This window comes from Trichocoleus sp. ST-U1, assembly GCF_039961835.1.
GTDB lineage: Bacteria > Cyanobacteriota > Cyanobacteriia > Cyanobacteriales > FACHB-T130 > FACHB-T130.
Window position 1 is genome coordinate 65,290 of the sequence record NZ_JAMPJZ010000010.1, and the last position, 26,166, is coordinate 91,455.

Consider the following 26,166-nt stretch of genomic DNA (forward strand, 5'->3'; position numbering starts at 1 on the left):
AGGTTTAGTTAATTAGCCTATAATAAGCCCGGAGGTTGGGTTGAGGCACGAAAACTAACATCTAGTAAGTTTAGCGAGTAATTGGGTGAATCATAGTGAAACCCAACCAAAAAATTACTTTTTCTGTTTAAGCTTTTTATGCTTAAGTAAGTGCCATTCGCTAATTTTTACACTCCTTCCGGCTGGGGAAGATTTACGGGCAGCTCGATACAGAATTCCGTTCCTTCTCCCGGTGCTGACTGACACTTCAAGACGCCGCCGTGTTTTTCTACAACAACCTGGTAGCTGATTGACAACCCCAAGCCAGTACCTTGACCGACTGGTTTAGTAGTAAAGAAAGGGTCAAATATATGTTGCTGCACTTCCGATGGAATGCCAGGGCCATTATCAGTAATCTGAATGACCACCTTATTGTCATTTGCCAGTTCGGTGCGAATCCGGATAGTAGGAATGTCAGTTGTTTTTCTACTGGCAACTGACCATTCACCATTAATGATTGACTCTTCTAGGGCATCAATCGCATTACTCAGAATATTCATAAATACCTGATTGATTTGCCCAGCATAGCAATCGACACGAGGCAGGTTGTCATACTCTTTAACTATCTGGATCTCGGTGCGTCCTGCTTTCGGCTTCAAGCGATGTTGTAACAAAAGTAAAGTGTTATCAATTCCATTGTGAAGATCGAAAGGCTCTCTTGCCGCTTTATCTAGACGAGAGAAGTTCCTCAAGCTCAGCACAATTTGTCGAATACGTTCAGCTCCCACTTGCATTGAATTCATCAGTTTTGGAAGGTCTTCACTGAGGAAATCTATGTCCAGTGCTTCTGCTGCTTCTTGAATGGCGGGTGTCGGTTGTGGATATTCCTGCTGGTAGAGGTGAACGAGATGCAGCAGGTCTTGAGTATACTCCGTCGCGTAGGGAAGGTTACCGTAGATAAAAGAAACCGGGTTGTTAATTTCGTGAGCAACACCAGCGACTAACTGCCCCAAACTGGACATTTTTTCTGTTTGTACCAGTTGACTTTGAGTTTGTTGCAGTTCGTATAAGGCTTGTTCCAACTGGGCTGCTTTGTCTCTCAGTTGCGCTTCCGATTGAATTAAAGCTGTCTCAGCCAGTTTGCGATCGGTAATGTCACGAGAGTTCACAACAATGCGAACCCCTGGCGCATCCATTACCAGATTGCTGTGGGTTGCTTCGATATAACGCCACGAGCCATCTTTGTGCTGAAATCGGAACTCAATGGATAAAGCAGTTGTTGAATTTTCGAGGACGCCTTGAAAATCGTTTTTGACTAAAGAAACATCCTCTGGGTGAACAAGGTCAAAGGTATTTTTGCCAATTAATTCTTTTTGCTTGTATCCTAAAATGCCCTCAATGGCAGGACTTGCGTATTTGATGGTCCCGTCCGCTTCCAAAATTGTGATCAAATTGGAGCTGTTTTGCAGTAGCGATCGCCATTTCCCTTCGTTTTGCGCCCACACCACTGCTTCCCTCTTGCGTTCCTCTTCTACACCGATCGCCGCAGCCATAATCCCGATCAGCTTCTTGTCAGATTCTGTGGGAACAAACTGGTTCTGATAGACCACGCAAAGAGAGCCGATATATTCACCCGCGCATCTAACTGCTTGTCCAACGTAGGTTTGCAGTTGGTAAGGAATGACCCAAGGATCTCTGTGTGCGTAGGGGGTGTTGGGTAAATCCTGAACGACATAGGGCTGGTTGCTTCCCTGCTGAATCACGTCATAACAGAGATGTCCGTCCGGATCGCCTACATTTAGGAACTCCGACGGCGTCTGCCATTGACCCCAAGACCACAGTAAGCCTTGATGCAGTCGATTGTAGACTGCCCAAGCACCGCCTAGTAATTCCCCTGCGGATGCCGTGATGCGGTTAATATTCTCATCCGGGTCGGAACCAAGACCCGAAAAACATTCATTGATTTTTGAAAATTGTTCGCTTGCCTTGTGGTTGGTGATTTCACTCAGCGTGCAGACGACTTGCTCGACGCAACCATCTGGATCTAACTGCGGTTCGGTGTTAACAGATATCCAAATGCGATCGCGCTTTGTCGGTCTATAAACCCCTAGCACCAGGTTTCGCAGCGATTGTCGGGTCGAAAGCAGCAACAATGCTTGCTTTGCCCGGACTGGTGCCGTGTGGAGTTTCATCTGAAATGGCGTTCCATTCTCCTGGATGACGTGCCAAGCGGGATCGAGCGGCGTTTGATCCAGCATCTGGTCTGCTGTTAAATCCAGCAAGTCCAGTGTCGCCTGATTCGTAAAGCGTATTTCTCCCTGCGCTCCCATCACCAAGACGCCAACTGCTAGTTCGCTCAGAAGTGCCTGAGGGAGGGTATCCATCCTGGGCGCTGATTGGGCAGCGCCTTGCTGATTCGCTTGTAAACTTCGCATAGCTTTCAATCAAGGCACTGGCTGAGTACCTGGAGTTTTTATTATGGCAATCTTTGTTAACTCGTTCAGCCGTTGGACTGGATACACCCTTTTGTCTCTACTCTGGTATAGCCTTTCTAGCTGTGGAGCTGCATACACCCTGAGTCGTAACTTTCAGACTATTTTATTTAAGTCTTTGAAGCCACCAGATTAACAAGTTTGTCTACAAATAGATAGATGCTTATTTTTTCTAAAAGTTACACTCTAATCACTGTAGCTAAGGGTTTTGAGTTTGTATTGGTATCAGTTTTAACAAGTAATGAGAATTTCTGGCCTAAAAGGAGTTATTTCCCTAAAACTCGGTTAAAAAATCGAATAGGATATTTAGATTTCTGTATATATTTTTAAATATTTAAACAATACTTGTCTTTTCTTAATGTCCAAAAAGCTAAATTGTTGCTAGTTGTTCTCTGGAATTAACCACAAGGACTATTCCTAAGGATTGATCGGTTATTCGCCAGTCAGTATTCGTTATTTTTTACACGCAAACATACTGAAAGTTTTGACCTAATCAAAAATTAAAGTAAAAGGAAAAAGCAGTTTTTATACCTATTTTTTGAATTGCAAAAGACAGCTTAATGATAAATGTTCGTCTAATTGCAAAAAAAACGATGGGGCAGTGCTTCGGGTACTGCCCCATCGATTGATTCTGTAGCTGGTTGAGCAAAGGAAAAGTAGCCGCTTGCTTTGTGCAACAGCCGCGTTTTGTGGTAGAGAGAATCAGCGAGAAGCTTGGTGGAGTAACTTTGCTAGCAGCAGCAGTTGCTCTTTATTAAACACTTGAGCCAAAACCTTTGCCGCCGCCCTAGGTTCTACAGGCACGGCGATTTGTTTGATGGATGTCGGAGTGGGTTTTGACTCCGTTGGGCTGGGTGGCCCTTCCCCAACTGCCACCTTTGCCGGCGGAATTGGGGCTGTAGTTGCTTCAGGGGAAGCTGCCAACAGCCGCAAACTGGCACTCGGCGCGATCGCGTCAGTTTTTCCGTGTGGCAACAGATCGCTAGCCTGCTTGAGTTCCTTAATTACAATCGGTGCCAAGGTGGCATAAGTATTTTTGGGATTAGCGATCGCTCGATTTGCAGTTCTTACCAGCACTTGCCAGGTTTTTATTTCAGCACTCATCTGCACGAGACGACTGCACAAAGCGCAAAGTTGTTGACGATTTGCGGGTGTTTCTGCTTGTTTAAACAGCGGCAACATTTGTTTTAGAACCCCAGTCACCTGAGCAGAAATATCTGGAGTTGACGTTTTGCTCGCTTCTGGAGCGCTTCCTGCCGCCCCAAGCAGGTGGTTAAGGTGTGCCTGTAACTTAACAAAATTAGGTTCTGCTGCTTGTACGATTTTCTCGCCTTCCTCTTCTCGGAGACCAAATGGCCCCTGAAGCTGGTCAACTAAGTGCTTAAGGGTGTCATACCCTTCTAAAAACATGGACTCCAGATCGTTATCGATATTGACTGGATGTTCCTTGAGGAGCTTGAAACAATCCTCAAACCGATGGGAAACTTTTTGAATACTGTTGAAGCCCAGCATCGCTGCCCCTCCCTTGACAGAATGGGCGGCGCGAAACATTTCATTAATCCTTTCTTGATCTGCCATTACGCCTCGCAAATCCAGTAGCCCTTTTTCCAGGGTTTCGAGGTGTTCTTTTGCCTCCTCGATGAAAAAGCCCAAAATCTTTCCCGACTCCACGGCAGCATTCCTCAAAACAACAATTTTGTGTAGTCACCTGGTTATGGGGGAGTCGTTCCTGGCAGTGGATTTTTCCACTAGGCACTGTTTACCCCTGTTCCTGTCGGCACGCCTCAGGTTGAAGCGCAGCTAAGTTTGATATACGTTGGAGACTGTTCCTAAAATAGCCGAAACCACCAATTTAAAGCTTGGTAGCAATACTTAAATTAGCAAGTGCTAATTTTGCCATTGCGTGAAAGTATTTTATAACTAAGCTTCAAAAAGCTGAAAGGCGAACCAGTGGCTTCTAAAACAAACAACACTTCACAGTTACCTGTTGACGGGCGAAGTCACCGGGTTCGATTGTCGCCTTCCTTGTGTTTTCCAGAGAATACCAGTGCATGGAGGGCGAACCCGTAACCTCTGGCGAAGCCGATAGCGGCGCGGATTCGCTTAGTCGTGCGCTGTCTGGGCTATAGGACGCATAGAAACGTAGAAAAAAATAGAGTTTCCAAATCAGTTACGAATGCGAAGGGTTGAATGCAAGTACGATTTTCTCTGCCTCAGTCCTCAGTTCTCAGTTCTCAGTCCTCAGTTCTCAGTCCTCAGTCCTCAGCCCTCAGTCCCCAGCCCTCAGCCCTCAGCCCTCAGCCCTCAGCCCTTACCCCTTACTTCTCTTACCAAGGATTGCCAATCATCGTGAAAGCTGCCCAGTAATAAGGATGCGTTAGCTGCGTGTCGCCCCGGTTGGCGAGTTCGGGTGGCAGCTTGATGTTTCCTGTGGGGAGGCGCAGTTCGCCCGCCTCCAAGCGTACCTGCCCCTTGAGCATTGCTATCTGCGCTTGCCGTAAAGCTTCTGACTTGATCGGGGCTTTCTTCAATTGGGCATAGAAATCCGCCATCAATCCTTGAGTTCCCTCGTCGCTGACATACCATAAACTGGCTACAACTGATTTCACCCCTGCCAGCACTGCTATGCCCCCAAAGCCTAACTCTGCTTGTTCATCTCCCAGTGCGGTGCGACAGGCACTCAGTACCAACAATTCCACTGGCGGGTCATTCCAGCCCAATTGGCGCAGCTGGTTGAGTCGTAGCTTGGTATCCCATAACTGAATGTAGGAGTTTTCGATTTTCCCAGGTTTAAATTCGCCATGCGTTGCCAGGTGGATAATTCCATAAGGCTGTTGCTGACGCTGTGCCTTGAGATTTCCTAGCGTAAATTTCTCGTTGAGGAAAGATTTCCCCGACCACAGCGTCGGAGTGATGATAGATAATTCAATCGGCACGGCTGGTAAGGAATTCAGTTCGGTAAACTTTGACGCGCCCATTGCCAAAACTTGAGTGTTTTTGATACTCACATAGCGGGTATCGGTGAGGCTGAGACTGGGCATCATGCCGATGCTGTAGTTTTCCACCAGGAACTGTTGACCATTGTGGAGGGCAGCCATTGGCAGCGATCGCAAACCTGTATCCATCAGAAATACTAGATTTTGGATACCTCTGGCTTGTAAATCGGCTTCTAAAGGTGCCACCATCCACTGATAAAGTTCCTGAGATGGTGCCAGGTAGCCATTGGGTTTTTTAAGGTTAGTAACTTCGCTGCGGAATTGTTTAGCGACTGTGAGAACTTCTTCGCGTGTTGTCCCCTGCACCCGTTTGCGAATCGGTTGACCCTTAGCAGTGATGACAAGTAATTCGAGTTGGTCGTTGTCTTGGGCGGGGAGACTGGTAGCGGGAGTAGCGGCGGGTTGCGGGGATGCTTGACTGAGGGCAAAGCCTTGGGGATTAAACTGCCAAAGGATGTCTGATTCTGGCGATGTTGCAGGTAATAGAGTCTTATCGGTAGCTGAAGGAGGTGCCGCCGTGGCAGGAACAAAAGTGATGTAGATAAGTGCCGGTTTTACCCCAGTCGATTTTTCAATGTTTTGAAGAATATCGCGGGCTTCGGTGAGGGTTCTAATCGGAGTATCCGCACTTCCACTAAAATATTGCTCAAACTGGCGCGTGAACGGTTCGTCTAGGTCAGCGAACAAGGTGTCAACTTCCGCGAGAGTCAAACTGGTAGACACCGACAATTGTGGCGTTAGCGTTTCCTGTGGAGGCGTTATTTCTTGTGGTGGTAAAGGACTCGGTGAGGACGGTGTATCAGGTTGATCGGCTTGATCGGCAGTAACGAGCTGAATCTTGCCCTGAGTATAGCTGCCGGGGAAAGATCCTGAAGCAATTGTATTGCCTGACCCAGTTGTTAATACTCCCGCTGTACCGTTGTTGGTAGCCTTACCAACGACGAAGGGAACGTCTTTGGAACCGCCTCCGTGGCGCAGGATGATGGAACCTTCACCAGCACCCCCAGCGGCGGAAATACTTGCTTTTTGCCCATTTTGGTCAGTGAAGGTACCCGTAGCTCGAAACAAACTTTCGGTTGTAATGTCAACGATGCCCCCTTTGCCTCCCGTTCCGCCTTGGGCATTAATGAAGCTAACTTGAATGTCGTTTTCGGGGTCAAGGGTGACATTACCAGCATCTCCGAAGCTAGCGCTGGAATTAATTCCCAGCGTTGTAATGCTGTCAATGGCAGATACGAAGATATTCCCGCCTTTAGTCGTCCCTGAGGCGGTTAGATTTCCGGTGTTTATCGCGGCTGTTTGGCTGATGAGGGTAATATTTCCGCCAACCCCATTATCAGAATGAGAGTCGATGTTAGCAGTGGCAAGGTTGTTTTTAGCAGTCAGAGCGATCGCGCCCCCATTTCCCGTCGTCTTGCTGGTATTGAACGAACCTGTACTGATGCTATTGTTCGCTGTTATTTTAATCCCGGTAGCCGTAATATCTTTTGCAATGACATTGTTGCCGCTATTTACTGTCAGATTATCTAGAAAATAACCATTTCCTCCCACTGCATCCTGGAAAGTGACATCACTGCTGACACTGATAGTTAGGTCGGTACCATTGCCGCTATTAGCGAGGATACCGCCAAAGGTAATCGAGCCAGCGCTACTACTGAGTTCTATCGGGTTTTGACCGACGAGGTAAACATCGCCGCCATAGTTTTGAATTCCACTGCTGGTGACATTCCCGCCGATGACGCTACTCCCCTGTATTGTCACGCTGGCTGCATTGACGCTGCCATCCAAGCTAGTGAAGCCACTGGTGTTAGCAGTTAAAGCTCCGATGGAAGTGCTGTTGCCCACTGCATCAGCGATTTGAATGTTGGCGGTACCGGCAGTTAAAGTGAGGTTTTGCCCCCCTGCGCCCGTTCCGTTTGTCTTGCCACTGAGATTAATATCACCACCCCCTTGAGCGCCGGTACTGAGGGTGATGTCTTTACCCAGAAGCGTATCGCCTTTGATAGTAATGTTTTGATCGGCGGTAGCGATATCTGCGTTGAGGGTGGTTAATCCAGCATCAAGGGTGATGGAGGCGTCCCCCGTGCCTGTAATGGCTCCATTAACCGCCACTGAGCCAGAGGGTGCTTGAACGGTGAGAGGATCTTTGAAGGTGACACCTGCACTATCGATCGTAATCGCACCACTGCCATCAAGGCGTCCAATCGTAATAGAGCTAAAGCCATCTTGCAATTGTCCCAACTTTGCGGCGGTCAGATTCAAACTATCGGTTACAGGAGTCGCATTCCCAACCTGAATATTTTTCGATGCTGTTGCGGGTGCCAGTCCAATTTGGTATCCCGCACCGCTGACTGCCCCATTAAAGTTAATCTCGTCTGCGGTTAGGGTTGCATTGTTACTCAGCGTCACAGGGGTATTGAAACTGAGGGTGCTGCCGCTGGTTGTGGTAACGTTGCCGTTCAGGGTGAGATTGGAGGCACTATTGACGCTCAAATTTCCAATAGGTGTAATATTGCCGACAGCGTTCCCAAATGTAATGTTACCCGTGTCTGCATTCAGCGTCAGATTTTGACCGCCTGCACCCGTGCCATTGACCGTTCCGGTGATTTCGATGTTACCGTCCCCATAACCAGAACCATAACCATAACCAGTACCACCGATTGTGGTGAATGTGGCGTTGTTACTGAGCAAGACATCGCCAGTGAGGGTGATAGCAGATCCGGAACCATAAGCACCGCCAGAGGAATTGAGATCGCCTCCAATTGCGATCTTGCCACCTGCACTCGTTATCAGGTCAATATTTCCACCATTACCATTAAAAAAAGTAGAACTGGCGTTGAGGAAGCCTGTAGTAATGTTGCCAGTAGCATCAATGTTGATATTCCCGCCTTGGGTGGTAATGGTAGTAGCGCTACTGTTGAAAGTGTTGCTCAGGCTACTGAAGTCACCGCCGTCAGTGTCAATCAGACCATTAATTGTTACATTGTTTGCTCTAGTTCCCGCACCCCCTTGACCTCGAAGCACGACATTTAGGGCGTAGCCATTACCGCCGATAGAGCCATTGAGGATAATGTCATTGGCTGCCTCAAGAGTAAGAGTGACAGGACCACCAAAAAAATACCCACCGCCAATCGCTGCATCAGCATTCTGCGTAATATTGCCTACCTGGGTGCCAGAAGGATTATTCGTGGAGATGATTACGCTACTGCCAAAGTTGAGGGCGTTGTTGATTGCAGTGTTAGTAACAGTAGAGTTGTCGGCATTAGCAATAAAGTTCGGTGACGCGCTGGTACCATAGCCATAACCGCCGCCATTGACGATAGTCACATTCGAGGGATCGAGCAGCCAAGTGCCGGGAAGACCTTTGGGGGCGCTGGCATCCGCTGCTTTGGTGACATCCAGGTAAACTTTACCGGAAGTTTCGATAAATCCGCCGTTACCACCTTGTGCGCCGCCACGGGCGCTAATGGTGCCATAGGTACGAGTGGCTTGATCTGACCAGACAATGACTTTACCGCCATTGCCATTAGTAATGGCATCGGCATTGAGCGTTACATCTGCGCCGACAAAGGTGAAAGCAGCATTGGGTACGCTACCTTTGCCCAGATAATCTCCGCCAATCAATACTTGACCGCCGCCTGCATCTCCTGAGGCATTCACGCTGGCGTTCTCGACTAAACCAACTTGATTACCTAGTACAGCTACTGCGCCGCCAATACCAACTTGAGTGTTAGAGGTATCCAGCTTCCCGGAGACAATTGCAGTTCCCGGTTCTGTGGGAATGGTAATACCCGATCCGCTTAGCACCACTTGTCCCGCACTGTTGACGGTCATTTTGGTGGCATTGGCGACACCTCCACCGGAGAGTAATTGCGGCAGTGAGGGAGGATTTGATAACTGGGCATTAAAGCTGGAAGGTAAGACGGATGGCTGAATTTCTAAACTCAGCACGTTTCCCGCTTGCGAAATCTGTACCGTCTTCTTGCCCGGTACGGCGGCTACGGTGATATTACCTGCTGGTGCTTTGAGTTCTCCGGTGTTGACGACAGTTCCGCCGATAAGAGTGAGATTTTTTCCCTCTCCCACCGTTAAATTCCCAGCGTTGATAATGCTACCCGGCTGGGATGTGGTAAAGGCAAAGAGATTGGGCGTGCCTACCAAGTTGGCGTAGTTATTCGGATCGAAGGCATTGAACCAATTGTCACCAATCCCTATTCCGGTGGCGGTGGTGGTGGTGAAGCCTCCTGGTACGTTCAAGATGGCACCCGAACCAAACACAATGCCAGCCGGGTTCATCAAGTATAAGTTGGTGGAGTTGCTGCCGGAAACTTGGATAAGTCCGTTAATAATAGAAGGGTTGCCACTCGTGACGCGACCCAAAATATTGTGGATAGATGGGTTAGAAAGAAAGTTGGCAATTTGATTTTGTTCTAAGCCAAATTCGTTGAAGCTGTGGAAGAGATTTCCTCCATCGGCTGAAAGTTTTCCACCAGTAATATTGAATTGATTGCCAGAGGTGGTGACATTGGTGTTGGTGCCGTCAGGTGCGGTGGTAATTGATTGTGCTTGGGCAAAAGTTGGAGAAAGGCTACAGGTGAGGGCGAGAAGGCAAGAGGCGATGTTTTTAGCAATCGGTAATCGAGAATTAGTAATTGAGAATTGGTAATCGAGGATTGATTGCTTTTTGCGAACTAATAGGACTTTAGAGTTGAAAGGGAAATGGCTGAGGATGTGCAGTTTTACAGAGAAGCGATCGCTTAATCCTCTCCTTTGCAGTGCCCGTGCGATCGCTTTGCAGGCGTTTTTCGCCTGTTGCTTGGTATAGGTGTGCGAGTCACTCGCCTGATGGCAACGATAGTAATAAAGTGGCTTGTTGATATGCCGCACTTCGGCAACTTCTGACAGCTTCAGGCACAGATCGTAGTCTTCAACGTAGTCGAAGGACTCTTCGATTCCCCCCACTTGGTCGAAGAAACTGCGACGCATCAACCGGAAGTGAAAGGTCATAAAATCGAGCAAAAGCCGCTCTTTTGAGTAGGGGATGCGACAGCGCTTCCCGTAGTCGATGACTTTGCCGCTTTGGTCAATGTCGATGTAGTCGGTGTAGACAAAACCTACCTCCGGGTTCGCCTCCAGCACGGTTGCTGTCTCTTGCACTGCTGTGGGGGCAAGCAAATCGTCACTATCTACCAAACCGATGTAGGTGCCGGTAGTCTGCGCGATCGCTGCTTGCAAGGCGCTGACTCGTCCTTGATGTTCTGCTGCAACTACCCGAACTCTGCGATCGCGGGCTTCGTATTCACGGGCAATTTCTACAGTTCTATCTGTAGAACCGTCATCCCACACCAGTAGCTCAAAGTCTTGCCTAGTCTGCGCCAGAATACTTTCAATCGTGGCAGCGAGATAAGGTTCCCGGTTGTATGCCGTGATGACTAGGGAAATGGGTACGAACATGGGAAGACTCCGGAGGTGCTAACTCTCGTTGCCGAAAGTCATGCGAGTGCTAACTAAATTATTTTCTTTTCTAGAATACTCCTATGGATAGTTGCATTGGTGAACTTCTTTATACAATTCCTCCTAGAGATTTGCCTCACATCATGCTCCGGACGGGCGGTTGAAACCGTACAGCGACAGCAAGCACACAAACGAAACCTGCCGGGAGCAGGTTACATTTGTATCGATCGATCGCTGAAACTCTAAAAATCTACGCCACGCTTCAAGTCCACCCCTCTGTCAGCGTAATGCTTATGGCAAATCATCTCTGAATGGACGCTGGCAAGGTCAAAATACGCCGGACGATTTAGACAGCGCCCCGTGATAATCACTTCCGTGTCGCGGGGTTTGCGTAGCAGTGCGTCTACGATTGGTTGTTGATCCAGCAGTTCTAAGTCAACTGTGGGATTGAGTTCGTCTAAGATAATTGTCTTATAAAGCCCAGACGCGATCGCTGCCCTAGCAATCTCCCAACCGCGTTCAGCTTCCACATAATCTAGTTCTTGCTGTTGTCCGCGCCAGACAATCGCATCTTGTCCGCAGCGCTGATGATCGACTAAGTTTGGGTAACTTTGTTGCAAAGCTGCGATCGCGGCATCCTCAGTATATCCAGTCCCACCTTTGAGCCACTGCATAATCAGCACTCGGTGCGACTGATCCTGACTAATCCCGCGCCCAATCGCCTGCAATGCTTTACCCAATGCGCTAGTAGACTTGCCTTTACCAGCACCCGTATAGATTTCTATCCCCTGTAAAGGCAGGGAAACCCCGTCCCTACCTTCGGTAATCGGGTGGTGCGGCTTCATCTCAGAGTGCAAATCCGCAATTTCTAGCAGTTGTTGGGGGGCAGCCCGACCTGTAACAATTACTTCCAACTCCTGCGGTTTATGCTTGAGCGTCCGAACCACTTCCTCCACTGGCAACAAACCCAAGTCCAGTAACGGGTTCAGTTCGTCCAGAACTAGGACAGAATAGAGGTCAGATGCGATCGCGCCTTTTGCCACATCCCAACCGCGCTGCGCCTCCTGTCGGTCAAAGCGCGTTATTTCCTCCGCACCAAAAAATTCTGACCGCCCTGTGCGAACTTGGTCAATCAAGTGAGGGAAGCCTTGTTGCAAGGCAGCGATCGCCCCATCTTCATCGTAGGAGCGTCCCGGTCCTTTGAGAAACCGCAACAGCAGCACTCTCGTTGCTAAATCAGTATTAATTCCCAGCCCAATTGAGCGTAACACCACGCCCAGCGCCGCCTGGGACTTTCCCTTCCCTGCCCCATCGTAAACATGAATCTGACCGACGAGACGCTCAGAACGCACTTGAGCCGTGCGAATGCCGATCCCCATTCTACTCATAATTCTCATGAATCTTAGCTGTCACAAACTGTTAACAATAGCAGCTTAGAAGGGTAAAGTGAAAAGAATCAAGAGTAGCCGTTCCACAAAAGCTAAAGTTGAGACTAGAAATAGGTAGTAGGGGATAGGGAGTCAATTGTCCATCATTCAGTTATCAGTTCTTTTTTCTCTTCTACTGAGTTATTTCTCGCGCTAAACTACCCACCCCTCTACTTAATTTAGGAGTATTCCAAATATGCTTTCTTTACATAAAAGTTTTCTTGATATTCCCAAATTCGCAGGATAATAGAAGTAAAGAGCAAGCTGCCATCAAAACATCAAAATTTACGTCTAAACTTAATTAAATAGGTTTCACAGAGACAACCTTATGCTTGCAAATGTTTTCCCGCTTCAAACGATTTTATTTCAATTTTTATTGCTGTTGGTTGGAATTGCGATTGAATCATTCATTTTATACCGACAATTAAATCTTAGCCAAAGAAGAAGCATTGACTATGCCATTTCGATTAATTTATTTTCAACAATTTTGGGTTGGGTAGTTTTCTTTTACGTACATCCTTGGCTTCCCCGGTCACTGAAATCTCAGTTAATCAGTTATATCTTTTTTGATCGATTTTTTCCATTTGCTCAGTCGTCCAATATTGTAACAGAACTAATCTTAAGTGGCTTTGTTGTCTTCTTTGCCACCTTTATCGTTAAACTAAAAGGATTAGAACTTTTACAAATGTTACTGGAAACACCGTCTTATGGGGAAAGACAAAACCAAGAAAAGTTCAACCTACAAGATTTTCGACTTCTTACTTTTAATTCCAACCCTCTTTTAACTAATACTATTTTTCAGGCTAATATCTACAGCTTTGGGGGATTCGTATTGCTTCTATTTATTCGGACTCAATTTAGTTAAACTACAAACATTTTTTGAGTTAATCATCTTTTGATAGATGAATTTAAATTTTAGTTGCGACCAATTTATCAAGTTAGGCTTAACTTAATAAAGACTTACAAAGAATATGGCATCGATTCTTGACTTTTTTATTTTCAAATACTTAATTAATACTTTTAAAGTATTATGGAAATCCCTAGCTCCTTCCCGTGCTTATTCCTGGAAAACGTTTATTTATCTCAGTTTCTTTTCTTGGGTAATGTCATTTTTTGCAACTGACTTAGTACATGATATTATCACTCATTGCGGTTGGTTATTTTTAATTATTGGAGTGAGCTGGGCTACAACAGAGAATCCAATAAAAATTTGGGGTGTTCCGATTGGTCCTTGGATTACGGGTGCCTTAATCTGTATGTTTTTATTTGGCGATTGGACTGGGAGTATCCCACCGATTGCTTTAATAGTTTGGCCTACGCTTTCATCAGTAATTGCTGTGTTCCCAACCTTTTTTGATGAAAGATTTAGATTAAAAGTACCGGCGCTGCAATTTCGTCAAAAAAGTGTTATTTTGATTGGCAGCAATATGGTAATTAGCTGCTGGATTCAATTTTATTTTATTAGTCAAGATTGGTTAGAACAATATCCTACCTTGCTGTCGGATCATTTTGGGAAAACCACGATGGTATCCCAATCAGCATCTCAATCAACAAGGACTCTTAGAGGTACGGTTATTTTAGAATTTATGGAACCCTTGATCGTACAAGAATTAGAAAATAAACCTTGGTCGGAAGTGGAGCGATGGCTGCTAGAACCACAACCGCGTATAGAAGCAATTCGGGCAGAAGCCGCAAAAAAAATTCCGCTTGTGGAAGAAGATTTTTGGTGGCGTTATACCTATAATATTGGTTCGATTAACTCAGGATACAATTTACAATTACGCGCAATTTGGCAAGGTCCTCGTTCGCAAACCGAAGCATATTATGTGGAAAAAAACTGTCAAATTAATCAAAGTTATCAACCAATAGTAACTGGAGCAAGGACAACGCCTAGCCAGACAGCAGCACAAAATATTGCGGTTGCACAAGTCAATTGTCAGCCTATCAGCGAACTAAAAAGCTATGAATGATGAAGACTCTCTCTAAAAGTTATCAATAGAGCTAGGAAGTGGCTGCTCGTGAAAGATAGTTAATCGCATAAAGAATTAACTATTAGTAACAAAAAAGTTATTTTGTATTCGTGCAAAGGATAAAATATAAATCGTTGAGAGAAATCATCAATGATGATTTAGAAGGACGATGAGTTTAAGCACAGTAAAATCGAGGAAAATAAATGTGTTTCGGGCAGCGATCGAGAGTTTAAAGAGAATTTGGGCGATCGCAGTGAATGGGTTTCGGGAAGTCATCCGCGATCGCGTTCTCTATATCATCGGTTTGTTTGCGCTGTTAATGGTGGCGGCGTGGCGACTGTTGCCAGAAGTGGCAGCAACAACAGAGGATAAAATTCTTAAAGATGTTGGATTAGCAGCAATGGATGTACTGGGAACCATTGTTGCTGTATTTGTCGGGACTGGATTGATTAATAAAGAAATCGAAAAGCGCACTGTCTTAGTGTTAATTCCCAAACCGCTCAGTCGCGCCGAATTTATTATTGGCAAACATCTGGGGCTATCAGCCGTTTTAGGCGTCTCGATCGCAGCGATGACGGCAATTTATCTTGGCATCCTCAGTTTAAGTAAGATTTCTTACCCGCTAGGTAGCATTCTGATTTCGGCGCTGTACTTGTTTTTTAAGCTATCTTTACTGACTGCTGTCGCGTTGATGTTTGGCGTCTTTACAAGTTCGCTGTTAGCGACCTTGTTTACATTTGCAGTGTATTTGATGGGACATTCCAGCCGAGATTTAGTAGAGCTGGGAAAATTAAGTCGGAATGTAGACATCGAACGGATCGTAAATGCTTTATATGTGGTACTGCCAGATTTATCTCGGCTAGACCTCAAAAATCAGGCGGTTTATGGTCTTTTGCCTTCTTCCTCGGCGCTTTTAACCGATGCTTTGTATGGTTTGGTGTATACCATCCTCCTCTTAGCGATCGCTATCATAATTTTTTCGCGACGTGAGTTTTGAGCTGCCTCGCGATACAAACTAGCTAGAAGAAGCGCGAAAGTAAAAGAAGCAAACCCGTCCCTAATCCTTCGTCCGTTACTCCTTGTTTCCAGCTCGTACTTCGCCTCGTGATGCCACAACTGCAACAAGCTCCGTCCCCAGATGCCCTCCGCCTCTTGATCGTGATAGCTTCAAGCGCGGATGTCGGGCTGATTACAAATCCACTGCGGGAAGCGGGCATTGATTTTACTTACGAAATTGCCGCTACATCTGCCGCTTGTCGAGAACAATTGCAGCAAAACACCTACGATGCAGTGTTGTCAGTCCAGGGGAGCGGGGATGCTAGCTCAATGACACATAGGAAGGCTGGGAGGCAGGGAAAACTAGAAAATTCCCCTTCTCACCCCCTCACAGATGCCCCAAGCTCCTTAGAAGCATTGGAGTTAGTCCAACAATCCGGGCAGTTTATTCCTTTGATTGCGATCGCGCCGGAAGCTGAAATCGCCGATGCTGGCTCAGAACAGATGAAACATCTGCCAGAGATTTTGATGCGATCGCTCCACGAATTTGAACAACACCGAATCGAGCGCGATCGCATTGTCAAAATTCAGCAGCAAGCTCAGCGAGAGGCAATTATCAACCGCATTGTGCAAGCAATGCGAGAAACGCTGGTTCTGGAGGAAGTGCTGCAAACCACCGTCAATTTGCTGCACGAAGCGCTCAACCTCAGTCGGTGTCTAATTTTTCTGCCCGATCCCAATCAACAAATGCAGGCTTGCCTTGCTAGCGAATCTACCCCTCAAAGGCAGAGCCTGATTGGCGTCTATTGCGGCTTCTACTCCTATTACCATTCCTCCCTTGCTCAAGGTGAGCCGCTGATATTCAACCAAATTGACGACCGCATCCCACTCAAACTGCAAGAATTAGCCAGAGAGTATGAAGTTTGCTCCATGCTGACGATGCCGATGTTGTATCAGCAATCCTTGGTGGGGGGGATTAGCCTGCATCAATGTGTTAGCGAACGGCAATGGACAGAAGATGAAATCGCTTTGGTAAGTGCGATCGCGAATCAATGCGCGATCGCCATCCACCAAGCGCAGCTGTTCGCTCAAGTTCAACAACAAGCAACGCGGGAGCGATTGTTAAATAATATCTGTCAGAGCTTAAATTCCAGCCTCGATCCACAATATATTTTGCAGGAAATTGTGAATCTAACTGGAGAGTTCTTCGGCGTTGATCGAGTCGCTATCTTTGCCTTAGAACCAGAGGAAATAAAGATTCTCAAAGAATGGCGAGTCAGCGAACAAGTGGTTTCTCTGTTGAACCGCAGATTTCCTCTATCGGAAAACCGCGATGTATTAGATCCTGCCTCCGAGTATTCGGTTCAGCGGGTTTTCCATGCTCCCAAACTCGCAGACGTTCCTTCTTCTTCCACCCGCCAAGAGCAAATTCAACAGTTACAAATCCTGTCTATGGTAAGAGTGCCAATTTTTATTCGCGGTCAGCTTTTTGGTGGCATTTCGTTACAATCCACAACCCGTTACCGAACTTTCACCGAAGACGAAATTCACCTTCTCGAAAGAATTGCTGACCAAGTGGCGATCGCGCTTTACAATGCCCAAAGCTATGAAGCAAGCGAGCAACTTGTCAAAGAACGTACCCAACAATTAGAGCAAGAAAAACAACTCTCAGAAGCCGCGAATCGTGCCAAAAGCGAATTTATCGCTACGATGAGCCACGAACTGCGAACCCCTCTAACTAGCATTTTGGGGCTTTCTCGCCTGCTAGTCGATCAAATTGTCGGATCGCTCAATGACAAACAGCAAGAATATCTTACTTTGATTACATCCGGCGGCGAACATTTATTGGAATTGATTAACGACCTTTTAGATTTATCCCTGATTGATGCCGGTCGAGAAGAATTCAGCCTAGAAATCCTGTTAGTGGAGGAAGTTTGTCAGGCGTCCGTTTCCGCCGTGCGCGAACAGGCGCAAAAGAAAGAATTGCAATTAATTGTAGAGATTTCCCCAGGCATCACCACCTGCGTAGGCGACCATCACCGCTTGAGGCAGATTTTAGTCAATCTGCTCTCTAATGCGGTGAAATTTACACACGTTGGCTCAGTTACGCTAAAAGTGGAAAAAACCGCAGACACTATCTTATTTTCAGTGATTGACACCGGAATTGGCATCGCCAAAGCCAATCATGCCACCCTCTTTGAACCGTTCCTACAGATAGATAGTGGTTTAAATCGTCAATATGAAGGAACGGGTCTCGGCTTAGCTTTATCCCGCAAACTGGCATTCCTTCATGGCGGCAATATCACCGTAGATTCAGAACTGGGACAAGGCAGCTGCTTTACTTTACACTTACCGATCCAGCCACCAGACGAATTGAATAAAGCTTGAAATTCGTTACGATCTGGAGAGTGCTGAGGACTTAGGACTGAGGACTGAGGGAAGGATGAAAAACTTCTCCCCATCTCCTCTGCACCATTTGGAGAGTGCTGAGGACTTAGGACTGAGGACTGAGGGAAGGATGAAAAACTTCTCCTCATCTCTTCTGCACCATTTGGAGAGTGCTGAGGACTTAGGACTGAGGACTGAGGGAAGGATGAAAAACTTCTCCCCATCTCCTCTGCACCGGAAGCGCCTGAAGCACCTTTGCGTCCTCTGTGATTCGATTTAAAAAAAACCATGATAAAGCAGAAACTTGAGCAACTAAAAACCCTCTTTGCAGAAATGGATCGGGCATTAATTGCCTATTCTGGGGGCGTCGATAGTACCTTGGTTGCCAAGATAGCTTACGACGTTTTGGGCGATCGCGCTTTAGCCGTTACCGCCGTTTCTCCCTCCCTCCTCCCGGAAGAACTCGAAGACGCCCAAATCCAAGCAGCCGCGATTGGAATTGCCCATCAAGTGATACAAACGCACGAAATGGACAATCCTAATTACACCTCGAATCCTGTCAACCGTTGCTATTTTTGTAAAAGCGAACTTCACGACAACCTTAAACCCCTGGCACTTCAACTGGGTTATCCCTATGTTGTAGATGGCGTGAACGCCGACGATTTGGGGGATTACCGTCCGGGAATTCAAGCGGCAAAAGAGAGGGGTGCGCGATCGCCTTTAGCAGAATTAGGCATTACCAAAGCTGAAGTCCGCCAACTTTCTCAACACCTCGGACTTTCCTGGTGGGATAAACCCGCCCAACCTTGCCTAAGTTCCCGCTTCCCCTACGGCGAAGAAATCACCGTCAGCAAACTGCAACGAGTCGGACGCGCAGAAATCTATCTGCGTAAATTAGGATTAAAAAATCTCCGCGTTCGTTCCGAAGGTGACACCGCCAGAATTGAGTTACCGTCAGAACAAATTAAAGAATTTGTTTTCACTACCGATTTATCCACCCTGGTTTCCGCCTTTCAAGAATTCGGCTTTATTTACGTCACCCTCGATTTAGAAGGCTACCGCAGTGGCAAACTCAATCAGGTGTTACCGCTGGCAGTAAAAGCCTAAAATTCTGGCGTTGTACAAAGTTAAGTTGTACAAAGTTAAATAGATTCTAGGGGATGGGGACGTGTCTACCCCCTCAACGCCGATCGAGATTCCGATCCCCCATCCTCTCAAAAGTTGCGATCGCTTCTAGCAACTAAATTAGGTTTTAATACAAATCCATCAACAATAATCACTCATGCCATAAGATAGTAGTTTTCTCGCAGCATGGGCACGACGCCCAAGAGTGCGAACAAATGGCATGAAAGCTTCGGCTTTGTCTACATCATCTTCGATCGAGAACGAGCGATCGCTCTGGCAAGCAGAATTAGCTTGGAATCGGGAAGTATTGTACGTCAAAGTCTGACTTCTCAATTTACAACTCAACCAAAAAGTAGGGGTACCTGATTGCCGTACCCTTAAAATTGAAATATACGAGGCGAAGTGCGGCGACGATACTACCCGATTATAAGCTTAGGCAAAAAGGCAATTCCTGCCAAACAACGATTCCTCATGAGTTAGCTGTGTGGCAACCAATGGAGGGCAAGGCTAGGGCAATGCATAAACTTTCAGAAATGGTATATTCGACTGTATTTTGGTTAATTTCCGGCTTACTTGTGTGGCTGGTAGTTCTGCCCGCAGCACTCATTACTTTACCCATTATCTTACTGGGAAAAGTAGTCAAACAGCTACTTTTCAAGATACCTCAACAAAATCTGACAGAGGTCGAAATCTCATTAGAAAATCACTCCGAACAGAAACCTAAAAATGCAGGAGAATCGCTTTTGACTTCGTTGCTCATGACAACGCTTGTGGGAGTGCCCGCTCTACTCGCATCAGCCATTTCTTTGCAGCCAATGAGAGTTATTAAAAGAGAAACAGAACTGGCCCCAAAGCCTACGCTACAGCCAACAACAGCACAGACAACCTCATGGCTAGAGACTGAGGAAAGTGAAACTTAAACCAACCAGAAAGGCATCAGTGACATTGCCAGACACAGAAAAAATGCTAGTCATCTTATAAATTGGAAAGTCCAGTTTGAGGTACGGAACCCGGCATTTCCTGTATGAGGATGGCACAAAAACGATCTACTCAAAATCTCTTATATTTATTAAAATTTTGTGCAGCAAATTTAAATAACTTACTCAACTATCTAACCATCACCAAGTCAATTTTCCATCTTAGTTGGTTGATTACAGAGCCTTCAGTCATTTTATAATCAGCCAAGGAAAGTATGCGATCGCTCGGAAAAATGGGATTAAAACTTGAAAGCGTCATTCCTTGGGGACGTTCCCTGGCAGAATACATCAAGATGTTCAACTTAACGCCTGACGACCTCCAGTTAAAAATTCTAGATTGTGGCGGTGGCCCTGCCAGCTTCAATATTGAGATGACACGCCTAGGCTACAACGTCATCTCTTGCGATCCGGTGTATCAGTTTTCCAACCACGAAATTCGAGAACGTATCCAGAAAACCTATCAAAAAGTGATTGATGGACTCCAAGCCAACCTCGATAGCTACGTTTGGCACGAGATCCAGTCACCAGAAGATTTAGGGCAAATTCGGATGTCAGCCATGCAGCAATTTTTAGAAGATTTTCCACAAGGAATTCAACAAGGACGCTATTTAACCGCTGAGTTACCTGTTTTACCCTTCAAGACTCAGCAGTTCGATTTAGCCTTATGCAGTCACTTGTTGTTTACCTATTCGGATTTCTTCTCAGAAGACTTTCACCTCGCCTCCATTGTGGAATTGTGCCGCGTTGCTGCTGCGGTACGGGTTTTTCCTCTCTTAAATGTTTCTGGAGAGGCGTCGCCAGTCCTTCAGCCAGTAATGGAGAAATTAAAAGCGCAAGGCTACAGTGTAGAAATTCAGCCAGTACCCTACGAATTCCAAAAAGACGGCAATCAAATGTTGCAGATAAAGTCAGTCGTGTAAATATGTACTGCAATCTGTCGCTCCTTTGAACCTAGATGATTCAAGAAGGCGAAATCCCCGACTTCTTAAAGAAGTCGGGGAGCTGAAGGGCTAGTATTTCACAATTTAAATAGGATTGCTGTATATGCCTGCTACACATCATTCAGGTTAGCGGTAATGGATAAAAGGTCATACGATAACGTGAAATGGTATAAGAAACACTTTTTTCTCTAATTACCTATTCCCAAAAACCGATGAGTCGCGCATTTAAAGGAAAATACTCAAAAGGAGATACTATTTTTTCAAAAAAAAGTTTCAGGGTGTTCTTATTGAAAAGAACACCCTGAATTAGGTTAATTATTTATTTAGCAGCCTTTGATATATCAAATAAAGCTGCTACACCACTATGCAAGCGAGATAATACAAAAAACTAACTCTAGCCGGTTAACTTTAGCTCAAACCTAGCTCAGCGAGGCACCGCTGCGGTCGTAGCTAGAGCGGAAGCTTGGGTGTGGTTGTCCTTGAATGTGATTCCAGTATTCAGATGATTCAACATCTAGACCCACTTCAGCAGCGGCGCGACCCAGCATAGACTGCTGACGGTTCTTGATGAGGTGATGATGACGCATCATGAGGGCGCGAGCTTGTTCTTGAGTAGACATACCAGGTTTCTCCGTACTGCTTCAGTGATGTTTGACTAACTTATTTTCTCTTACCTATTTAATATAACAGAAAATTCTGTATCTAAATTTACAAAACGCTTTTAAAAACAAAACTTTACAAAAAAATTAAGGTTAGGTGCGGCACTCATCCGATAGAGCGATTCTAAATGAGGAAAAAATCGGAATTGCTGATTCCAATTTTGCATAGGGGATAATAGCCAGACGCAGAAACTGTAAAATTTGACAAACATCCTGAAAGTTTAAACGGCTACATCCCCCAAAAGTGTGATTTAGTAGTTGCCTTGGGCAGGCTAAAAGCATCATGGATGATGTGGAGTTCGTGCGCCAATCAAAAACCAAAAGAGACAGCCGACCAGGAGATAAAAAAATGGCTACCCCCTGTCACATTCTTGTAGAAGGCAACCCGGTCATCATCTATGCTTCCCGGAATGGCAGCCCTAAAAAAGTTTTGCCTATCCTCAATCGCTTTTTAGAGAAGTTTTGGCAAGAGAGAGAAACCTGCGGAGAATACTGCGATACACCTGGGTGCTTAGTGGCTCAGATTCTGGTTCGCTTTGGCTACGAGATATGCGAAGATGATTTTTCTAACCTGCGAGTGGGAGTGAATTTTGACTCAGCGGTGGAATACATCTACTGGGTTTCTTTGGATTACAAAGTGAGTATCTGGGTTCCAGAGGTGTCCTACCGCAATAATCCCTCTTTGGGACTGCAAGGCTGTCGCCAGGATCTCGTTTTGAGTACTCTCTAAATACTGCGTGCGCGATCGCACATTTTGTTTGCATTTTATTATTTGCACTCCTCACCCCCATTCCTGACCTGGCTGCACGCCAGATAACAGCGAAAACGACTAATCTGTATACAGATGGATAAGACCCACAAACTCACAAATGTGGGCTTTCTTCAGCCGATTTTGATAAGCAGATAACTATCTAGCCGCCTAAAAGATACACATATTATGTTCGACGCACTTGCTGAACGCTTAGAATCTGCCTGGAAAAGCCTGCGGGGTCAGGACAAAATTTCCCAATCCAACATTCAAGATGCCCTGAAGGAGGTGCGTCGCGCTTTATTGGAGGCGGATGTCAATCTCCAGGTCGTCAAAGATTTTATTGCCGATGTTGAAACCAAGGCACAGGGAGCCGAGGTCCTTTCCGGCGTGCGCCCCGACCAGCAGTTCATCAAAATTGTTTACGATGAGCTAGTCCAGGTGATGGGGGAAACCAACGTCCCCCTGGCTTCAGTAGATAAGCCTCCCACGATTGTACTGATGGCTGGGTTGCAGGGAACGGGTAAAACCACAGCTACAGCAAAGCTAGCTTTGTACCTACGCAAGCAAAATCGCAGTACCTTGCTAGTCGCAACCGACATCTATCGCCCAGCCGCCATCGATCAGCTGGTGACGTTGGGACAGCAAATTGAGGTGCCAGTGTTTGAACTCGGCACCAATGCTAACCCGGTAGAGATTGCGCGGCAAGGGGTTGAGCGAGCCAAGGCAGACGGCATAGATACAGTCATTATTGATACTGCCGGACGCCTCCAGATTGACCAGGACATGATGGCGGAATTAGCCCGCATCAAACAAACCGTCCAGCCGCACGAGACACTGCTGGTGGTGGATGCCATGACCGGGCAAGAAGCGGCGAATCTCACCCGAACTTTCCACGAACAAATTGGGATCACGGGTGCCATTTTGACGAAGCTGGATGGCGATAGTCGCGGCGGTGCAGCGCTATCAGTGCGACGGATTTCCGGTCAGCCGATTAAATTTGTCGGCGTTGGAGAAAAAGTCGAGGCGCTGCAACCGTTTTATCCAGAGCGCATGGCTTCCCGAATTCTGGGTATGGGAGACGTGATCTCCTTTGTAGAAAAAGCCCAGGAGGAAATAGACCTGGCAGATGCCGAGAAGATGCAGGAAAAAATGCTCTCGGCTAAGTTTGACTTCAGCGATTTCCTCAAGCAGATGCGGCTGCTGAAGAATATGGGTTCTCTGGGGGGCATCCTAAAGATGATTCCAGGGATGAATAAGATTTCCGACGAACAGCTGCGCCAAGGAGAAACCCAGCTAAAGCGGGCTGAGGCGATGATTAATTCCATGACGAAGGAAGAACGCCAAAACCCAGACTTATTAGCGAAGTCTCCCAGTCGTCGTCGCCGGATTGCTCGCGGCGCTGGCTATCAGGAGACGGATGTCAGCAAGCTGGTAACTGATTTCACAAAAATGAGAACCGTCATGCAACAGATGGGTCAGGGCGGTTTCCCCGGTATGCCCGGAATGGGCGGTATGCCCGGAATGGGTGGTGGCAATCGTCCTTCCCAAGCCGGTTGGCGGGGCTATGCCCAAGGCAGTCCCGGCAAGAAAAAGAAAAAGGAGAAAAAGAAGAAAGGCTTCGGCACTCTCTAGCTGGAACCGTTAATGCAATTAGCTTTTAGCTTGGAGGGGTAGAACTTGATGCCAAAAAATGGTACAATCAATGACTCTGCGTCTAAAGTCTAAAAGCTAATCGCTAAAGAGCTGATGGCTTAAAATCCAAACAGGAACATTCTTCATCAACATGATCAAACTGCGATTAAAGAGATACGGCAAAAAGCGGGAAGCTAGCTACCGGATTGTGGCAATGCAAAGCACTTCCCGCCGCGATGGGCGTCCTTTGGAAGAACTGGGCTTTTACAACCCCAGAACCGATGAAGTCAGGCTAAACGAGCCAGCACTCACCAAGCGCCTCCAACAGGGAGCGCAGCCTACGCCAACGGTGCGCCGGATTCTTCAAAAAGCTAATGTCTTGGAACAAGTCAGTGCCCCAACTACCGCATGAGTCCGAGTTGGATTCCCCAGCTTCAACCAGCCAGCCTGTAAGGTCATCCCACGGGAGTTCCCTACCGGATTATGCTGATCTGGTGAGATTTTTGGTGCAGCCGTTTTTAGAATCACCAAAATTGCTGAGCGTGGACTGCGAAATGTCGCAGGGAAATACTAAAGCGTGGGTGCGGCTGGCTTTTGAAGGCGAAGATAAGGGAAGAGTTTTTGGTCGGGGAGGACGTAATATTCAGGCAATTCGGACGGTGATTGAAGCGGCTGCGAAAGCTGCCAATCAATCTGTCTACCTGGACATCTATGGGAGTTCGGCGCGATCGCTTGAAAGTACGTCAGGAAGTCCAGAAGTTGCGAAAAAAGATCCACCCCGCCGGTCTTCCCCAGTATCTGCTCCCAAATTCCGCTCCCGTTAAAACTTTAGACGGTTAGCATTGAGGAGGTGATGGATCGCCTCCGATTATGAATATCTCCTAAGTAAATCGCCTGTTATCTTTGGCAAAGGGGGCTATCAGCTTAGTATTGGTACTAACCAAAAGCTAGGGTTGATGGTTAACTTAAGCAAAAAACAGCGAGTGGCTGCAAGTCCGTTTGGTTGAACACAAGTTGATTAACTCGGCGTGAAGATGCAATCAACCAGAAAATCTAGCGATGCGGAATTTTCTGGGGTTAAATCTTGCCAACGGTACGAAAAGCCGAGTATTCGTCGAAAGCGGAAGCCTCCCGTCAGCGCCTACGCTCTCATTGAGGATCTGTAGCCAATTAAATTGGGACGCCTGAGCTGTTATGGAAAGTCATATATCGGGCGTCTTTTCGCATCAAAGGGACGGATTTTACTAATTAATTCCGTCCTCTCACCGACGAATGCTGTAAACTCGCCCATAATATTACGATGACCGAGGCATTTAAAACAATACATCTACCAAATGCTAATAGCGCGATCGCTTTAGCAGGCGATCGCGAAGAAAACCTCAAAACCCTGGCAAAAACGACTGGCGCAGTTCTAGTGTTGCGGGGTCAAGAACTGATGGTTTCTGGGACACCTAAACAAGTAGACCGCACCAACGATCTGGTGAACGTCCTCAAACCTTTCTGGAAAGACGGGAAGCGGATCTCCAAAGTAGATATCCGCACGGCTTGCCAAGCCCTGGATACGGGACGCCAGGTGGAATGGCAAGCAATGCAAGAGGAAGTTCTCGCGCGAAACCGTCGTGGCGAAGAAATTCGAGCTAAAACATTTCCTCAGTTGCAGTATATCCAAGCAGTACGCACCCACGACCTCACCTTCTGCATTGGCCCAGCCGGTACTGGCAAAACCTACCTAGCAGCCGTTCTGGCAGTTCAGGCGCTGCTGTCCGATCAGTACGAACGACTGATTCTCACCCGTCCAGCAGTGGAAGCTGGGGAAAAATTGGGCTTTTTGCCTGGGGACTTACAGCAGAAAATTGACCCGTTTCTGCGTCCCCTTTATGACGCGCTCTATGAATTTATCGATACAGATAAAATTCCCAGTTTGATGGAACGCGGGGTGATTGAAGTCGCTCCCCTGGCTTATATGCGGGGTCGAACCCTCAACAACTCCTTTGTAATTGTGGATGAAGCCCAGAACACCACCCCAGCACAGATGAAAATGGTGCTGACTCGCCTAGGGTTTCGTTCTCGCATGGTTGTCACGGGTGACATTACCCAGACCGATTTACCACTCAACCAACAATCTGGGTTAGCCGTTGCCCAAAAAATTCTCCAACGGGTTGAAGGCATTGCTTTCTGCAATCTCTCTAAAACTGATGTTGTCCGCAATCCGTTAGTTGAGCGAATTGTAGCGGCATACGAAAATGATGCGTTGTGAGGGATGAGTGAGGAGAACTGTTCGGGTTTTCTAACCAGGAGAATGTCGGTTCGCAAACTATTTGAAAATTTGCTTGCAGTTCTCTACCCAAACAATCAGGGAAGAAGTTCTCGAATGCGTGC

20 protein-coding genes are annotated in these 26,166 nt (G+C 46.8%); 14 read left to right on the top strand and 6 right to left on the bottom strand.

The features are described 5' to 3' along the window. Positions 1 to 167 precede the first annotated feature (167 nt). A complete protein-coding gene (locus NDA06_RS06230; RefSeq protein ID WP_190984499.1) occupies positions 168 to 2,414 on the bottom strand; it encodes a PAS domain S-box protein in 2,247 nt (748 codons plus the stop codon). Positions 2,415 to 2,457: 43 nt separating this feature from the next. On the opposite strand from NDA06_RS06230, the gene NDA06_RS06235 reads away from it, so the two are divergent. Further along, positions 2,458 to 2,607, top strand: a complete 150-nt coding sequence (locus NDA06_RS06235) for a hypothetical protein (RefSeq protein ID WP_190413262.1) — start codon at positions 2,458 to 2,460, stop codon at positions 2,605 to 2,607. 566 nt (positions 2,608 to 3,173) lie between these two features. Here NDA06_RS06235 and NDA06_RS06240 read toward each other — a convergent pair. Then, positions 3,174 to 4,142, bottom strand: coding sequence for an Hpt domain-containing protein (locus tag NDA06_RS06240; protein ID WP_190432269.1), 969 nt, complete (start codon positions 4,140 to 4,142; stop codon positions 3,174 to 3,176). Positions 4,143 to 4,661: 519 nt separating this feature from the next. Between NDA06_RS06240 and NDA06_RS06245 the strand changes: the two genes are divergently transcribed. After that, the gene (locus NDA06_RS06245; protein WP_348251693.1) at positions 4,662 to 4,838 is read left to right on the top strand and encodes a hypothetical protein; all 177 of its coding nucleotides are present in this window, start codon (positions 4,662 to 4,664) and stop codon (positions 4,836 to 4,838) included. Here NDA06_RS06245 and NDA06_RS06250 read toward each other — a convergent pair. Further along, complete coding sequence (locus NDA06_RS06250; protein ID WP_190984497.1) at positions 4,799 to 10,921, bottom strand: CHAT domain-containing protein; 6,123 nt, start codon at positions 10,919 to 10,921, stop codon at positions 4,799 to 4,801. The genes NDA06_RS06245 and NDA06_RS06250 overlap by 40 nt on opposite strands. A 242-nt stretch (positions 10,922 to 11,163) precedes the next feature. Next, a complete protein-coding gene (locus NDA06_RS06255; RefSeq protein WP_190413257.1) occupies positions 11,164 to 12,309 on the bottom strand; it encodes a cob(I)yrinic acid a,c-diamide adenosyltransferase in 1,146 nt (381 codons plus the stop codon). A gap of 367 nt (positions 12,310 to 12,676) precedes the next feature. On the opposite strand from NDA06_RS06255, the gene fraC reads away from it, so the two are divergent. The 5 genes from fraC to larE all read left to right on the top strand — a co-directional run bounded on the left by fraC (position 12,677) and on the right by larE (position 18,809). Continuing rightward, on the top strand, positions 12,677 to 13,213 hold the full coding sequence (gene fraC, locus NDA06_RS06260) for a filament integrity protein FraC (protein ID WP_190430429.1): 537 nt from the start codon (positions 12,677 to 12,679) through the stop codon (positions 13,211 to 13,213). Between the two features lie 106 nt (positions 13,214 to 13,319). Beyond that, the gene (locus tag NDA06_RS06265) at positions 13,320 to 14,318 is read left to right on the top strand and encodes a DUF5357 family protein (RefSeq protein ID WP_190984496.1); all 999 of its coding nucleotides are present in this window, start codon (positions 13,320 to 13,322) and stop codon (positions 14,316 to 14,318) included. A 169-nt stretch (positions 14,319 to 14,487) separates the two neighbouring features. Further along, positions 14,488 to 15,315 (top strand): ABC transporter permease, encoded by an 828-nt coding sequence (locus NDA06_RS06270; RefSeq protein WP_190984495.1) that lies wholly within the window; start codon positions 14,488 to 14,490, stop codon positions 15,313 to 15,315. Positions 15,316 to 15,425: 110 nt separating this feature from the next. Next, a complete protein-coding gene (locus tag NDA06_RS06275; protein ID WP_190984494.1) occupies positions 15,426 to 17,702 on the top strand; it encodes a GAF domain-containing protein in 2,277 nt (758 codons plus the stop codon). A 288-nt stretch (positions 17,703 to 17,990) separates the two neighbouring features. Next, complete coding sequence (gene larE / locus NDA06_RS06280; RefSeq protein ID WP_190984493.1) at positions 17,991 to 18,809, top strand: ATP-dependent sacrificial sulfur transferase LarE; 819 nt, start codon at positions 17,991 to 17,993, stop codon at positions 18,807 to 18,809. A 159-nt stretch (positions 18,810 to 18,968) separates the two neighbouring features. Here the strand turns inward: larE and NDA06_RS06285 are convergent, their stop codons facing one another. Continuing rightward, on the bottom strand, positions 18,969 to 19,145 hold the full coding sequence (locus tag NDA06_RS06285; protein ID WP_190984492.1) for a hypothetical protein: 177 nt from the start codon (positions 19,143 to 19,145) through the stop codon (positions 18,969 to 18,971). 197 nt (positions 19,146 to 19,342) lie between these two features. On the opposite strand from NDA06_RS06285, the gene NDA06_RS06290 reads away from it, so the two are divergent. Continuing rightward, positions 19,343 to 19,747: a hypothetical protein gene (locus tag NDA06_RS06290; RefSeq protein WP_190984491.1), complete on the top strand. Its 405-nt coding sequence runs from the start codon at positions 19,343 to 19,345 to the stop codon at positions 19,745 to 19,747. Positions 19,748 to 20,037: 290 nt separating this feature from the next. Continuing rightward, complete coding sequence (locus NDA06_RS06295) at positions 20,038 to 20,724, top strand: SAM-dependent methyltransferase (protein WP_190984578.1); 687 nt, start codon at positions 20,038 to 20,040, stop codon at positions 20,722 to 20,724. A 440-nt stretch (positions 20,725 to 21,164) separates the two neighbouring features. Here the strand turns inward: NDA06_RS06295 and NDA06_RS06300 are convergent, their stop codons facing one another. Beyond that, entirely contained in the window at positions 21,165 to 21,365 is a 201-nt protein-coding gene (locus NDA06_RS06300) for a hypothetical protein (RefSeq protein WP_190413235.1), read from the bottom strand. Between the two features lie 388 nt (positions 21,366 to 21,753). Between NDA06_RS06300 and NDA06_RS06305 the strand changes: the two genes are divergently transcribed. From NDA06_RS06305 to NDA06_RS06325, 5 genes are all read left to right on the top strand, one after another. Further along, positions 21,754 to 22,134 carry a histidine kinase gene (locus NDA06_RS06305; protein ID WP_190430189.1) on the top strand — a complete coding sequence of 127 codons (381 nt, stop codon included), beginning with the start codon at positions 21,754 to 21,756 and terminating at the stop codon, positions 22,132 to 22,134. A gap of 207 nt (positions 22,135 to 22,341) precedes the next feature. After that, positions 22,342 to 23,787, top strand: coding sequence for a signal recognition particle protein (gene ffh / locus NDA06_RS06310; RefSeq protein WP_190533219.1), 1,446 nt, complete (start codon positions 22,342 to 22,344; stop codon positions 23,785 to 23,787). 151 nt (positions 23,788 to 23,938) lie between these two features. Next, positions 23,939 to 24,199: a 30S ribosomal protein S16 gene (rpsP, locus tag NDA06_RS06315; RefSeq protein WP_190413229.1), complete on the top strand. Its 261-nt coding sequence runs from the start codon at positions 23,939 to 23,941 to the stop codon at positions 24,197 to 24,199. Continuing rightward, a complete protein-coding gene (locus NDA06_RS06320) occupies positions 24,162 to 24,611 on the top strand; it encodes a KH domain-containing protein (protein WP_190984490.1) in 450 nt (149 codons plus the stop codon). The genes rpsP and NDA06_RS06320 overlap by 38 nt, the downstream gene beginning before the upstream one ends. Before the next feature lie 476 nt (positions 24,612 to 25,087). Continuing rightward, positions 25,088 to 26,044, top strand: coding sequence for a PhoH family protein (locus NDA06_RS06325; RefSeq protein ID WP_190984489.1), 957 nt, complete (start codon positions 25,088 to 25,090; stop codon positions 26,042 to 26,044). Positions 26,045 to 26,166 lie beyond the last annotated feature (122 nt).

Excerpts from the sequence above, each read along its gene's own strand:
- NDA06_RS06325 (WP_190984489.1), top strand. The coding sequence starts at position 25,088 with ATGACCGAGGCATTTAAAACAATACATCTACCAAATGCTAATAGCGCG.
- NDA06_RS06320 (WP_190984490.1), top strand. The coding sequence starts at position 24,162 with ATGTCTTGGAACAAGTCAGTGCCCCAACTACCGCATGAGTCCGAGTTG.
- NDA06_RS06250 (WP_190984497.1), bottom strand. The coding sequence starts at position 10,921 with ATGTTCGTACCCATTTCCCTAGTCATCACGGCATACAACCGGGAACCT.
- NDA06_RS06290 (WP_190984491.1), top strand. The coding sequence starts at position 19,343 with ATGCATAAACTTTCAGAAATGGTATATTCGACTGTATTTTGGTTAATT.
- NDA06_RS06265 (WP_190984496.1), top strand. The coding sequence starts at position 13,320 with ATGGCATCGATTCTTGACTTTTTTATTTTCAAATACTTAATTAATACT.
- NDA06_RS06300 (WP_190413235.1), bottom strand. The coding sequence starts at position 21,365 with ATGTCTACTCAAGAACAAGCTCGCGCCCTCATGATGCGTCATCATCAC.
- NDA06_RS06275 (WP_190984494.1), top strand. The coding sequence starts at position 15,426 with ATGCCACAACTGCAACAAGCTCCGTCCCCAGATGCCCTCCGCCTCTTG.
- NDA06_RS06305 (WP_190430189.1), top strand. The coding sequence starts at position 21,754 with ATGGCTACCCCCTGTCACATTCTTGTAGAAGGCAACCCGGTCATCATC.
- NDA06_RS06230 (WP_190984499.1), bottom strand. The coding sequence starts at position 2,414 with ATGCGAAGTTTACAAGCGAATCAGCAAGGCGCTGCCCAATCAGCGCCC.
- NDA06_RS06245 (WP_348251693.1), top strand. The coding sequence starts at position 4,662 with ATGCAAGTACGATTTTCTCTGCCTCAGTCCTCAGTTCTCAGTTCTCAG.
- NDA06_RS06255 (WP_190413257.1), bottom strand. The coding sequence starts at position 12,309 with ATGAGTAGAATGGGGATCGGCATTCGCACGGCTCAAGTGCGTTCTGAG.
- ffh (WP_190533219.1), top strand. The coding sequence starts at position 22,342 with ATGTTCGACGCACTTGCTGAACGCTTAGAATCTGCCTGGAAAAGCCTG.
- larE (WP_190984493.1), top strand. The coding sequence starts at position 17,991 with ATGATAAAGCAGAAACTTGAGCAACTAAAAACCCTCTTTGCAGAAATG.
- NDA06_RS06235 (WP_190413262.1), top strand. The coding sequence starts at position 2,458 with ATGGCAATCTTTGTTAACTCGTTCAGCCGTTGGACTGGATACACCCTT.
- fraC (WP_190430429.1), top strand. The coding sequence starts at position 12,677 with ATGCTTGCAAATGTTTTCCCGCTTCAAACGATTTTATTTCAATTTTTA.
- NDA06_RS06270 (WP_190984495.1), top strand. The coding sequence starts at position 14,488 with ATGAGTTTAAGCACAGTAAAATCGAGGAAAATAAATGTGTTTCGGGCA.
- NDA06_RS06295 (WP_190984578.1), top strand. The coding sequence starts at position 20,038 with ATGGGATTAAAACTTGAAAGCGTCATTCCTTGGGGACGTTCCCTGGCA.
- rpsP (WP_190413229.1), top strand. The coding sequence starts at position 23,939 with ATGATCAAACTGCGATTAAAGAGATACGGCAAAAAGCGGGAAGCTAGC.